The organism is Vibrio marisflavi CECT 7928, assembly GCF_921294215.1.
GTDB lineage: Bacteria > Pseudomonadota > Gammaproteobacteria > Enterobacterales > Vibrionaceae > Vibrio > Vibrio marisflavi.
The window spans coordinates 1936206-1948937 of record NZ_CAKLDM010000002.1; the positions used below are offsets into that span (position 1 = coordinate 1936206).

Here is a 12732-nt window from a genome sequence, read left to right on the forward strand (position 1 = left end):
GTTGCAAAAATCAGTAGTTACTGAATCTATTAGTAACTAGAGCAAAATACGTGCCATCGAGTATATTTAGAGTTTTATAGGGAGGACTAATACTTTGGAAACAATTGGATAGGAGTGAATGATCACCACATTCATAGAAGAAGCTTAGTGATAGAAAACCAATGAACTTAACTCGGTTGAGGCTAGTTCATTTTATCAATACGTTGTTTAATTCTCAGGATTTTCTCGGAATATTGTGGGTCTGTAGCATAACCTGCTTGGTGAATACCACGAATAAACCCTTCAGAATTTGATTGACTAGCAAGCGTATTAGCGTAACGCGGATTGCTATTAAGAAACTGAACGTAATCGTTGAAACTGTCTTGATAGCTGTCGTACGAGCGGAACGCGGCTTGCTCTACGACAGGCATGCCATCTTGGTATTCCAGCGTTTGAGTAGATACTTTGTTACCTTGCCAGCTTCTATCCGCTTTTATATTAAATAAGTTGTTACTACTACCTAGACTATTTTTCACCACTTTTTGCCCCCAACCGGTTTCGAGCGCAGCTTGAGCTAGTAGCAAAGAGGAGTCCACACCAAGAGCTTTTGCTGCTTGGTCGGCATACGGGCGCATTGATGAAATAAATGACTCTGGGGAAGAAAATGACACAGGAGAAGTAGTTTTCGTCACAGAAGCTACTTGTGGCTGCACGTTTGCATCCACTTTCTGGTTATATCGATGCACTTTTTTCATCACATCATCAAAATTGGAGGAACGAGCTTGCGCGTCAGGGTTGTCAATTTGCCCTTTACTTAACTGAGCAACAATCATGTCTGCTAAGCCAAGAGAGCCAGAAGAACTTAAGTCACTCGCCATCTGCTCATCAAGCATATTGCGATAAAACTGACCATTTTGGCTGTTGGTCATATCTGACTCGAAAGCCGAATTCGCGTTACGCATGGATTTGAATAGCATAGAAGTAAAAATGGCTTCAAACTGCTTAGCTGCAGCGGTTAGCGCCGCTTTTTCGCTATCCTTGTCACCACTGACACCTTGCTGACGCAGCTTGTCTAAACTCGCCAAGTCGTGAATAAAACCAATATCGTTGCCATTGTCTATCATTGTCATACCCCTTAGATGATAATCAATTGGCCTTCAATCGCGCCAGCTTGCTTTAATGCTTGAAGAATAGCCATCAAATCTGAAGGCGCAGCACCGACTTCGTTTACCGCTCTAACCAGCTCATCCAATGTTGGGCCCGGTGCAAATTTGAACATTTTGCCCTTTTTTTCTTTTACCTGAATATCAGAATCAGGTGTCACGACGGTTTGGCCTGTTGAATAAGGGTTTGGCTGACTGACGTTCCAGTTTTCTTTGATTGCGACAGTCATGCCACCATGGGTAACAGCAGCAGGCTTTAATCTCACATGGCTACCAACGACAATGGTACCTGTGCGAGAATTAACAATAATTTTTGCAGCACCATCAGCAGTTTTAAACTCTAAGTTTTCAACTGCTGATAAAAATGCGACACGCTGACTTATATCTCTTGGAGCTCGGACTTTTATAGATGTTGAATCAACCGCAGATGCCATGTTAGGTCCGAGAAAGTTGTTCACGGTATCGGCTAGTCGCTGAGCGGTCGTAAAATCTGGGTCAACTAAGTTAAACGTGATGTAATCACCACGACCGAAAGGAGTCGGCACTTCTTTTTCAACTGTAGCTCCACGAGAAATCAATCCAACAGCTGGGTTATTACCCACCAGCTTTGAACCATCCGCCCCAGAAGCACTGAAGCCACTTACAACTAGGTTTCCTTGAGCAACAGCATAAACATTACCGTCGACACCTTTTAAGAAGGTTTGCACTAAGGTACCACCACGCAGGCTTTTTGCCGCACCGATAGAAGATACGGTCACGTCTACCGTCTGACCTTGTTTAGCAAAAGGAGGTAAGTCAGCAGTGACAATAACGGCAGCAACGTTTTTGGTTTTTGGTTTAGTGCCCGGTGGCAACTGAATGCCGAATCTCTCGAGCATGGCATTAAAGCTTTGGTCGGTAAAAGGGGTTGACTCTCCTGTTCCAGGTAAGCCTGTCACCAAACCATAGCCAATCAACTGGTTGCTACGAACTCCAGATATTTCCGCTATATCTTTGATACGGGCTGCACTTGCGGTTGCGGCAATAGCGGCTGACAAAAAGGTAAGAAATCCCAATATTAAAAGTTGCGTTCTTATCATCGTATATCCCTTACCTTGTGTAATCTATTCCATCAATGTCATCAAACCGACACTATAGAGCGACATTAAAGAATCGTGCCAAGAATCCAGGTTCCTGCATATCTTGGTTGGTTCCTGTACCAGAATATTGGATTCGAGCATTAGAAATTCGGTTGGACGCGATAGTATTATCGAAAGTAATATCGTCAGGTCGAATGGTTCCACTTAAGCGAATGTACTCATCTCCAGCGTTTAGAGTCAGCCATTTCTCACCACGAATAACCAAATTGCCGTTCGCCAGTACTTCAATCACTTCAACCGTAATCGAACCGCTAATACTGTTGCTCTGATTGGCTGCCGCGCTGCCACTGAATTTATTGTCGCTCTTTAAGCTATATGAAAAGTTATAGTCTTTAATCTTGAGCTCTTGGCCACCTACGCTAAGTGGATCCATTGAATCATCGTTACTTTTGGACAAGTCAGCATCTGCACTTTTGGCTGCTTTGGTATTTTCATCCAAAGTTACTGTGATAATGTCACCGACTGCTCTTGGCTTTGAGTCATCATATAAGCTATTCACACCGACAGAGCTAAATAAAGAGCCAGTTTCAGCGATATAGTGTGATGGCTTGTGTTTAGGGTGAATAGGAGCCCAAGCTGGGTCGCCAGCAATAGGGTCGGTTCGACCGCGAAGAGTATCAACAATCCCAGACTGGCTCTCTTCTTCGGCCTTGTCTCCCTCTACTGCATCAACAGTTGTCGTTCCTGCTATCTGCTCCGGGGTTTCAATCGGCCCGTCAATCAGCGTGCAACCAGAAAGAAGTGCGATAGAAATTAAAGCTAATAGGCGAATCATGATGCTACCTCACTTATCCACTACAGTTGCTGATTAACAAAGCTAAGCATCTTGTCTACAGCAGAAATGACTTTGGAGTTCATCTCATAGACTCTCTGAGCTTCAATCATGTTGACTAACTCTTCAGTCACATTTACGTTGGAGGTTTCCAACATGGACTGGCGAATATCACCAAACCCATCAAGACCAGCCACTCCTTCCTGAGGGTCTCCACTCGCACCTGTCGGCAAATATAAGTTTTGCCCGATAGGTTCAAGGCCGCCTGGGTTGATGAAATCTGTGGTAGTGATTTGCCCTAGCACTTGATTGTCTTGTTGTCCTCGGATGCGAGCTGATACTTCACCATCAGTACCGACAGTTATTGAAATCGCATTGTCAGGTACGACTATCTCAGGCTGTAAAGGGTAGCCGCTACCAGAGGTAACAATCATGCCTTCACCATTCAGTGTAAACTGACCATTTCTGGTGTAACCGATGTTGCCGTCTGGCATCAGTATCTGGAAAAAACCGTCACCTTCAATCATCATATCAAGTGAGTTTGAGGTAGTTTGCGCGTTACCATTTGTATGTACTTTTTGTGTCGCGACTACCTTTGAACCTGCACCTAGCATTAAACCACTTGGTAACTCAGTATTTTGCGAAGACTGGGCACCCGGCTGATTAATATTTTGATAGAACAAATCTTCAAAGACAGCACGTCCCTTTTTGAAGCCAATAGTCGATGCGTTGGCCAAGTTATTGGAAATAGTTGAAATGTTTGTTTGCTGAGCGTCTAGGCCAGTCTTACTTACCCACAATGCTGGTTGCATAATATTCTCCTTAAAGCGCTAACTAGCCCATCCGCAATAACGTATCGGATGCCTTGTCCATATCTTCTGCAGTGCTCATCATTTTTACTTGCATTTCAAACTGCCTTTGCAAGTCAATCAAGTTAGTCATTTCACCGACGGCGTTGACGTTACTGCCTTCAAGAGCACCAGTAAGTAATTTGATTTGGGCGTCTGCCTCATAAACCGCGTTGGGATCTTTCGAGCGAAATAAACCCACACTGTCCTTATATAATGTTTTATTGTCGATTTTTGTTAGTTTGATTCGGTCAACAGTTTCAATCGCATCTGCGGGAGCACCTTGCGGCACCACTGAGATAGTACCGTCATTGCCAATTTCTACTTTGCTAATAGGGATTGGTAAAGTGATCGGTGCACCTGTTTCCCCTAAGACTGCATGGCCTCGGCTATTTACCAAGAGACCATTAGGGTTGATTTTGAGGTTGCCGTCACGAGTCAAGCCTTCCTTTCCCGCTGCATCAAGCACAGAAATCCAACCGTCACCTTGCACAGTTACATCGAGATCTCTACCTGTGGTAATGACACTGCCCTGTTCAAAGTTGTTCCCTGGCCTTTCGGTCATGCTAAATACACGAGTTGGCAAACCTTCACCATATGCTTGCATGGAACGAGCTTGCTCTAAATCAGCACGAAAACCTGTAGTGCTTACATTTGCGAGGTTATTGGCTCTAAGCTGCATAGCCTGCATATTCTGCTTTGCGCCACTCATTGCCAAGTACAGTGAACGATCCATAAAACGGCTCTCCCTAATCTCAATACACTAGGTAAAGCAATTCATGTGCCAAGTTGATTTATCATTATTTTACAAATAGATAGAATGCAGTAGAGAGTTTTATGCTCAATATAAAGCGGAGGTAAATAAAAGCGGCAGATAAACTCAGCAATATTTTGCCTGGGGGTGAGCTTGTCTGCCGCCTTGTAGACGAACCGAATTAACGGATTTGTAGGATGTTTTGTTGTAGTTGGTTGTGTACTTCAAGCGAACGTGAGTTTGCTTGGAAGTTACGCTGCGCGGTAATTAAGTCCACCAGCTCTTGGGTCATATCGATGTTGGACTGCTCTAACGTACCACTACTGACACCACCAAATGACCCTTTATTCGACTCACCCCAAATTTTATGACCAGAGAACTGAGTCGCATCCCATTGAGTACCACTTTTCTTGTCAAGACCTTGGTCATTGGCAACCCTCACCAATGCCAAGCGGCCTAGGATGATATTCTGACCATTCGAATAGGTACCAAGAACACTACCGTTTTCATCAAAGTCAACTTTGGTTAAGAAACCGGTTGTCGCGCCATCTTGGTCGAACTTAGTCAATTCAAATGGGGCGGCAAATTGTGTCGCAGAATCTAAACCGAAAGATATTTTTTGAAGCCCGTCGGCACCGTTTAGGTTAATTGGATTCGCACCTTCACCTAATGGTTCTGTCACAACGTTATTACCACTGTTGATGCTCGCCAAAGTGCCGTCATTATTAAACTTCAGCGTATTACCGACTTGGCCCAGTGCATTTGTTGCGTCACCACCAACAATATTGACTGGCTTCTCACCTTCACTGTCTGTCACTGTGTAGTACGCTTGCCAAGTATTTGCTTGGTTTTGGTCTTTTAGATAATACGCCGTCAGTTTATACGATGAGCCCATTGAGTCATAAATCGTGGATGACGTCGAACGGTTATAAGTTTCAGGATCGGTATAGTCAAACAGCGCTGGGTTTTTTAGTTCACCGTTGGCTGGAAGGTTGAATCCAGCCTCAATGTTTGACGTCTCTTTCGGTTTACCAAATTCAGCAGGAATATTCAGTGGCGAAGGTTCGTAAGAAAGCACATCACCCGTATCCTTATTTACTTGGTAACCAAGAACAAACTCATCGTTCGATGTAACCATGTAGTTATCTTTATTTAGGTGGAAAGCACCGTTACGGGTTAACTCATTTTGCTGCGGAACGAGGCGATCTTTTGCCACAGCGAAGTAGCCCGTACCTGAAATACGCAAATCCATTGGGTTGTTGGTATAGACACTGGAACCTTCATGGAATTGCTGAGCAACCTTGTTCGCTTGAACACCTTGTCCTGGAGTTGTTTTGGCTTGGGTAAACAACGAATTAGAATACACATCACCAAACTCTGCACGTGACTCTTTAAAGCCGTAGGTGTTCGCATTCGCGATGTTGTTACTGGTCGTGTTCAAGTCCAGCTGTGCTGCGGATATCCCGCTTAACGCTACGTATGACATATTAGAATCTCCTCTCTAGCTAGCGCGATTACGCTTTGCCAACTTCTAGTACTTCAGCAAGTCGAACTGGTGAATCAAAACCAGCCAGATTGAGCAGTACATTTCCATCACCTTTACCAAGAAGTACACTGTTGACGTTAGCATACGTCGAGACAGGGAACTCTTGGTTTTCTCCATCGGCCATACCTGAGGCTCTCACCTTGTATTTGCCGGCTGGCAATGGATTACCGTTATCATCGTTACCGTCCCACTCGATTCGGCTGTCACCTGGTGGTTTAGAGCCAACATCGAATGTTCTAACTAATTGTCCTGCTTCATTTTCCACTCTAACCATTAAGTTATTTATTGACTGTGGAAGCTTCACCATTGCAGCCATACCATCGTTAGCCTGTTTTACCCCAGCCGCTCCGGGCACTAAAACATCACGGCCAACTAACGTCGACGCTTGCAACGCTTGGTTTGAAGTCATTGAAGCATTCAAATTTTCAAACTGAGTGTTCATCTTACCGATGCCGTCCACCGTTGCGAATGACGCCATCTGTGCGATCATTTGATCGTTACTTACTGGCTTAAACGGATCTTGTTGCGACAACTGCTTAGTAAGCAGGGACAAAAAATCTTCCTGTTTCAGGTCTTGTTTACCTGTTGTCTCATCTGGCTTGTTCTTGTCCTGAAGAGACTTCAGTTGGTCGATATAGGACAAGCCGCTTTGACCTAGGTTATCAATACCAGCCATATGCTAACTCCCTTATTGTCCCATCTGTAACGTACGCAACAGCATTTGTTTGCTGGCGTCCGCTACCTGAACGTTAGTTTGGTATGCGCGAGAGGCAGAAATCATATTCGCCATTTCTTCCATTACGTTGACGTTAGACTTATAAATATAGCCTTCTTCGTTCGCAAGTGGATGATCTGGGTTGTATTCTGCGCTAAGAGGCTTATTGCTTTCTACAATGCCTAGCACTCTTACCGGAACATTATCGTCCTTGTTGTATCTCGCTTTGTTGAGCTCTGCCCCAAATACTGCATGGCGAGCTTTATATGTCTCTTTCGCCGAGCTCGAAACACTGTCGGCATTGGCTAAGTTACTAGAAGTAGTGTTTAAACGAACAGACTCAGCGCTCATTGCAGAACCAGTTACATTGAATACGTTAAATAAGCTCATCTAACTACTCCCCTTTAATCGCTTTAGTTAAGTTTTTAAACTTACTACCTAAAAATTCAATCGAAGCTTGATGACGAAGTTGATTTTGCATAAATAGATTACGCTCTAAATCCACGTCTACTGTATTACCGTCTCCGGTATCAGGTTGAGTCGGGATACGGTAAAGCTTTTCACCAGTGACGGTAAAAGAGGCAGGAATGTGCCGACCATCCGTTCGACTTAACGAGATAGAGGCATCAGATGTTGCCGCTTGCAAAGCTCTTTTAAAGTCCATACCTCTCGCTTTAAAACCTGGCGTATTCGCTTGGGCTATGTTTGTGGATATCACTTCAGCGTTGCGCTCGCGTACTCCCACCGTGTATTGGTGAATACCTAATGCGTTATCAAAAGAAATAGCCATAAACTGCCTCAACTTAAATTCTTTGCCTACTGGTAATATCAAAAGCAATATGCGTACCAACTTTAAACTTCATCGAATATTTGCTTTCACAATTGGGATAAAGCAATTAGTGGGCCCAAATTCATACTCCAATTCAAAAGCGGATATTAAAAAGCCCAACATCAATGTTGGGCTTCTAGGTTCGATGAAAAAATCTTTAGTCTTATGTTTTATAACAACTTATAAATAATACCTGGATTACAACGAATCATTTCGAAACGGTCGGTTAGTCCAGTAAGTGACTCCGATGCTCCCAATAACAGGTAACCACCAGGGTTTAGGCTGTTTGCCATTTGGTTCAGTACTTGAGATTTCATTTCTGGTGAGAAGTAGATCAATACATTACGGCAAAAGATAATGTCGAACTTGCCGAGCAAGCCATAGCTTTCCATTAAGTTTTGTGGTCTGAAGTTCACTAAACGCTTAACGTTATCTTTAATCTTCATCCGACCGTCGCCAGCATCTTCAAAAAATGTCCTACGTCTTTCTGGAGACAGGCCTCGACCTAGTGCCAAGTTGTCATAGATGCCTGCACGACACATATCAAGCATGCTTGCAGAAATATCGGTGGCTGTAATTGAGACGCTAGATAGCATTCCGGGACGCTTTTGTTGTGTTTCCAATATAGTCATACCAATAGAATAAGGTTCTTGCCCGGAGGAACTAGCGGCAGACCAAATTTTTATTGGGCGTTTATTTGCCGCAACTTCTGGTAAAAGTTTGTTGGCCAAAACATCAAATGGGTAAGTATCTCGAAACCAAAGAGTTTCGTTCGTTGTCATGGCGTCCACAGCAGCAACACGCAGCTCTCGATTTCTGCCTGTTACCACATCACGCAGCAGATCGGATAGTGAGCCCAAATTAAACTTGCTCACAAGTGGGCTAAGACGGCTCCGAACTAAATACTGCTTGCTGTCCCCTAGTACAATGCCACATTGGGACTCTAAAAAACGACTAAAATCGCGATACTCCTGATCGCTTATAGTTATCGCTGTCATTAAGGTCTCTTTATTCGCTCACTGCGGCTTTAACCGCATTCCCTAATTCATCTGGATTAAATTTCGCTATAAATGAGTTCGCACCAACTCTTTCAACCATTGCTTGGTTAAATACACCACTTAATGAAGAATGAAGAATAACGTACAAATCTTTCAAGTCTGGATGGCGGCGAATTTCTGCAGTTAAGGTATAGCCATCCATTTCTGGCATTTCAATATCAGAAATGACCAATGATATTTGCTCATATATGCTGCCATCAGCCAACATCTCTATTAGCTTATCGTAGGCTTCCTTACCATCCTTGACGGCTACACATTCAAATCCAATTGATGTAATTGCTCTCTCTACCTGACGACGTGCTACCGTCGAATCATCGGCTATAAGTATTCGACGGACAATTTCTTTTTCCGTCTCCACTTGAGCGATTTCTTCACCAATGGAGCTATCCATTGTTTCATCCAAAGGTGCAATTTCAGCAAGTATTTTCTCAACATCGAGAATTTCAACCAGCTCATTATCAATATTTGTGACCGCAGTTAAATAATTCGCTTTGCCAGCACCTTCTGGAGGCGGCAATATTGCCTCCCAATGCATGTTGATGATTCTTTCCACAGAAGTAACAAGGAAAGCCTGAACTGTGCGGTTAAATTCAGCAATAACTACAAAGCACTTTTCAACATCTGTGGTTTGCCTACCTCCTATAGCCATACTCAAATCAATCACAGACACCGTCTGACCACGAATGTGGGCGACGCCTCGTACTAATCGATGTAGATTTGGCATTGAAGTAAGCTTAGGGCATTGAAGCACTTCCTTGACCTTAAATACGTTGATACCATAACGCTGAGTACCCATTAGCCGGAACGTCAATAGCTCCAATCTATTTTGACCAACGAGTTGCGTACGCTGATTCACCGAATCAAGAATACCCGACATAAGCTCATCTCCATCTGAAAACTTGTATAATAAAAGTGATAGTCTAAATTTTGGCGAAGTGGAAACCAGAGAAATAGAATGTTCAACTTAACTATACGTTCATATCCTTTGTCCATATCTAAGTGTAGAGCTTTATTGAAAGTTTTTTACTTATCTATGGTCTTTTTCTTTGTTTTATTTAGTGCGAGCAGTTATTCCGCGACAAAACAGCAAATAATTGAGATACAGAAAGCAGCTCAAAAACATGTATTGAACACTGTAAGGCCCGAGTCTGGCACTAAGTTGGAGGTTCATGCTGCCGATATTGACAATAGAGTTAGAGCTTCAAATTGCCCTGAACCACTAGAAACATCTTCGACATCATCAAACCCAGCAGCCAGTAATATCACTGTTTTGGTCAAGTGCCCTAGCGATAATTGGCGAGTCTATGTTCCTGTTAGGCTCACACTCACAGGGCCGCAAGTTATTGCAAAACACAGCCTCAACCGAGGTCAAGTTATTGCAAAAAGTGATGTTTACATTGGAATGGTAGATCTACTAAGACAACGTAGACAAGGTTTTTCTTCCGTGAATGGAATTATTGGCGCAAAATTAAAAAGAAACTTACGCGCTGGAGAAGCCGTTGAAAGTAGTGACATTTGTGTTGTTTGCCGGAACGAAAGTGTCGTGATAAAGGCAATTCACAATGGAATGGCGATAACTACCAAGGGCACTGCTTTAACGGATGGGTCACAAGGTGAACAGATAAAAGTGAAAAATAACAAATCCAACCGTATAATTGTAGGGAGAGTGACTGGAATCGCTGAAGTAACCGTACAGTTTTAGTCTTGAAATGACGTACCTAATTCATATAGATGAATTGTCAAGAAAAAAGTACTAAAGTTATTCCTTTCAAGGTCGATATTGACTGTACAGGTTCTGATTTTAGCAAAAGGCTTATTTATGGCAGGTATAGATAACATACGTTCTGGCCAATCGATGACATCAACTACGAGGAATACATCTCGTTCGGATGCAAGCTCATCGAAAAATACAGATGAAGCAAGAAAGAGTGCTTCAAATACGCGCGATGATGCCGTTTCTTTAAGCCGACAAGGCAAAGAAATCGGTGAGATGCACAATCAAATGGCAGCAAAGCCAGCCTTTGATAGTGCTAAGGTTGCCGCTATTAAAGAAGCGATTGCGAATGGCTCGTACACTGTGGACCCTGAAAAGCTTGCTGATAACCTCATTAAGTTCGAAAAAGAACTTCGTGGACACTCTGACGGCAACGGATAAATAAGTCATGGCAGCACTGGATAGTTTATTGGATTTTCAACTTAAAAATGCAACGGACCTGTCACTCTTGTTAGAGAAGGAAAAAGTAGCCATTGCGACCAGAGTTGCCAAAGACATAGAAAACCTCGCTCAAGAAAAACTAGAGCTTATTTCTCAGCTACATAAAACCGATCAACGCATCGGCACCCACCCAGATATTTCAGAGCAAAAAGACAACACAGAAGTTTCTAATAAGATTGATCAAATCCGATCTATTGTACACGAATGTCAACTAGCTAACTTAGTCAATGGCGAAGCATTAAAACGGGCTCAACTTAGCTTTAACAAACTCAATAACTTAATGCAGCAAAGCCAAGGTAAAATTGGTATGACCTATGATTCGGGCGGTCAAACTCAAGCCATTTCGACTTTAGGTACCAATATTAAAGCTTAGTTTTATATACAGTAGAATATACAGAAAAACGGCAACCCATATAGTTGCCGTTTTTCATTTCTGCCCAATTAAATTTGGGCAGAAGGAGAGATGAAGACGAATATATCCACTAGAAGATCGTTTGCTGGCGATTTTCTGGCACTTGGGTTACTTCGCCAAAGTCGCGTAGCTTGTTCATTTTCAGAATATCGAGCCTTAATTCTGTTACGTAGCTATCACCTACTTTGTAGGCCCGAACCACTTCAGCACCACGAATAACACCATCTACTGCGCCGGATGTAAGTTCAGAACCTAAACGCTGATCTTTTAAATCCGCCCGCCCGCTCACTCGCATACCGTAGACTTGCTCAGCAAGCTCGCGATAAGCATCAATCTTAGAAGCTCTCATTGCTCTAACTTGACGCTCTTCAACATTACGCCCTTTTTGCTCACTAATGCTGGCGTATCCAACTGCGGTGAGCCAGTTATCCTTGCGAATAGCTGTCAATGGCTGGCAGCCAACTAATGTGAAAATCACGACTGCTAAAATCCAATTTCTCATAACAATCCCTCCTATGGACGCAAGATAACCGTGTAAGGCTCTTTAATGGATGGATCGGAACGAATGATGACACCATCTTCTGTTCGCATGCTATTTAGGGTATCCAAATCTCGACCAATTCTATCCGCTGGCAAGAACCCTTGCGCCGTTGCTACTACAATACGAGATTGCATACCAACCACACGAGCATTTATCAAAACGCCACCTTCTTGACGCAACATGGTTCCCGTAAGCACATATTGGATTTCTTGCTCTTGAGCCAAGTCTTTCCAATCTCGACTAAACGCAAAATCACCTTGATTGGTCACTTGGATTGAGCCAGTAGTCTTAAAGTCCACAACCTTAAACCCTCTGCGCTGGAACTGGTGGATAAACCCATCAGACATGGAATTACCGAGCCAGTTTGTAGCATCCAGATTTTGCAGGTCAACGAACGATGTCACCGCAATGGGTGTTCGCGCTGACACACTGGTGTTAGACACCATCAGATCTTCCGTCATACTTTCGACGAAAAAGTCTAAAGTGTGGCGAGGGCTTTCCATCAACATAAATTGCGACCCGCTATACGGCTCCTTACCATTGTATATCGGGGAATAAGCACAAGCAGTCAAAAAGACCACTGGTATGTACATTAGCCATCTTTTCATTCTCTTCATCTCCAGATTTTCTTAGACACTATGTTCAAGCTTTTCTCTAGCTGGAACATTAATTGCTTTCACATTTACTGTTACGTTTATAAAAGCTGTGTCTAGAGCTACTGAAATAACTGAAGCAAAAACTATACCCAACTGGATATAATG

The 12732-nt window shown here is 43.2% G+C and carries 16 protein-coding genes; 3 read left to right on the plus strand and 13 right to left on the minus strand.

Annotated elements, in window-relative coordinates:
- Positions 1-182: 182 nt before the first annotated feature.
- From flgJ to L7A31_RS15705, 11 genes are all read right to left on the minus strand, one after another.
- The gene (flgJ, locus tag L7A31_RS15655; RefSeq protein WP_237362695.1) at positions 183-1103 is read right to left on the minus strand and encodes a flagellar assembly peptidoglycan hydrolase FlgJ; all 921 of its coding nucleotides are present in this window, start codon (positions 1101-1103) and stop codon (positions 183-185) included.
- Positions 1104-1114: 11 nt separating this feature from the next.
- Positions 1115-2221, minus strand: a complete 1107-nt coding sequence (locus L7A31_RS15660; RefSeq protein WP_237362696.1) for a flagellar basal body P-ring protein FlgI — start codon at positions 2219-2221, stop codon at positions 1115-1117.
- 52 nt (positions 2222-2273) lie between these two features.
- A complete protein-coding gene (gene flgH / locus L7A31_RS15665) occupies positions 2274-3056 on the minus strand; it encodes a flagellar basal body L-ring protein FlgH (RefSeq protein ID WP_237362697.1) in 783 nt (260 codons plus the stop codon).
- 20 nt (positions 3057-3076) lie between these two features.
- A complete protein-coding gene (gene flgG / locus L7A31_RS15670; RefSeq protein ID WP_237362698.1) occupies positions 3077-3865 on the minus strand; it encodes a flagellar basal-body rod protein FlgG in 789 nt (262 codons plus the stop codon).
- Positions 3866-3887: 22 nt separating this feature from the next.
- Positions 3888-4637 (minus strand): flagellar basal-body rod protein FlgF, encoded by a 750-nt coding sequence (flgF, locus tag L7A31_RS15675; protein ID WP_237362699.1) that lies wholly within the window; start codon positions 4635-4637, stop codon positions 3888-3890.
- Positions 4638-4836: 199 nt separating this feature from the next.
- A complete protein-coding gene (gene flgE / locus L7A31_RS15680; protein WP_237362700.1) occupies positions 4837-6141 on the minus strand; it encodes a flagellar hook protein FlgE in 1305 nt (434 codons plus the stop codon).
- Positions 6142-6169: 28 nt separating this feature from the next.
- A complete protein-coding gene (gene flgD / locus L7A31_RS15685) occupies positions 6170-6877 on the minus strand; it encodes a flagellar hook assembly protein FlgD (protein WP_237362701.1) in 708 nt (235 codons plus the stop codon).
- 12 nt (positions 6878-6889) lie between these two features.
- Entirely contained in the window at positions 6890-7306 is a 417-nt protein-coding gene (flgC, locus tag L7A31_RS15690) for a flagellar basal body rod protein FlgC (protein ID WP_237362702.1), read from the minus strand.
- Between the two features lie 4 nt (positions 7307-7310).
- Positions 7311-7706: a flagellar basal body rod protein FlgB gene (flgB, locus tag L7A31_RS15695; RefSeq protein WP_237362703.1), complete on the minus strand. Its 396-nt coding sequence runs from the start codon at positions 7704-7706 to the stop codon at positions 7311-7313.
- 209 nt (positions 7707-7915) lie between these two features.
- Positions 7916-8743: a protein-glutamate O-methyltransferase gene (locus tag L7A31_RS15700; RefSeq protein ID WP_237362704.1), complete on the minus strand. Its 828-nt coding sequence runs from the start codon at positions 8741-8743 to the stop codon at positions 7916-7918.
- 10 nt (positions 8744-8753) lie between these two features.
- Positions 8754-9680 (minus strand): chemotaxis protein, encoded by a 927-nt coding sequence (locus L7A31_RS15705; protein ID WP_237362705.1) that lies wholly within the window; start codon positions 9678-9680, stop codon positions 8754-8756.
- A 78-nt stretch (positions 9681-9758) separates the two neighbouring features.
- Between L7A31_RS15705 and flgA the strand changes: the two genes are divergently transcribed.
- From flgA to L7A31_RS15720, 3 genes are all read left to right on the plus strand, one after another.
- Positions 9759-10505 carry a flagellar basal body P-ring formation chaperone FlgA gene (flgA, locus tag L7A31_RS15710; protein WP_237362706.1) on the plus strand — a complete coding sequence of 249 codons (747 nt, stop codon included), beginning with the start codon at positions 9759-9761 and terminating at the stop codon, positions 10503-10505.
- Between the two features lie 117 nt (positions 10506-10622).
- Positions 10623-10958: a flagellar biosynthesis anti-sigma factor FlgM gene (flgM, locus tag L7A31_RS15715; protein WP_237362707.1), complete on the plus strand. Its 336-nt coding sequence runs from the start codon at positions 10623-10625 to the stop codon at positions 10956-10958.
- Positions 10959-10965: 7 nt separating this feature from the next.
- Positions 10966-11391 carry a flagella synthesis protein FlgN gene (locus L7A31_RS15720; RefSeq protein ID WP_237362708.1) on the plus strand — a complete coding sequence of 142 codons (426 nt, stop codon included), beginning with the start codon at positions 10966-10968 and terminating at the stop codon, positions 11389-11391.
- Positions 11392-11500: 109 nt separating this feature from the next.
- Here L7A31_RS15720 and flgP read toward each other — a convergent pair whose 3' ends face one another.
- Both flgP and L7A31_RS15730 read right to left on the minus strand, forming a co-directional pair.
- Positions 11501-11932 (minus strand): LPP20 family lipoprotein, encoded by a 432-nt coding sequence (gene flgP / locus L7A31_RS15725; protein ID WP_237362709.1) that lies wholly within the window; start codon positions 11930-11932, stop codon positions 11501-11503.
- Positions 11933-11943: 11 nt separating this feature from the next.
- Entirely contained in the window at positions 11944-12579 is a 636-nt protein-coding gene (locus L7A31_RS15730) for a FlgO family outer membrane protein (RefSeq protein ID WP_237362710.1), read from the minus strand.
- Positions 12580-12732 lie beyond the last annotated feature (153 nt).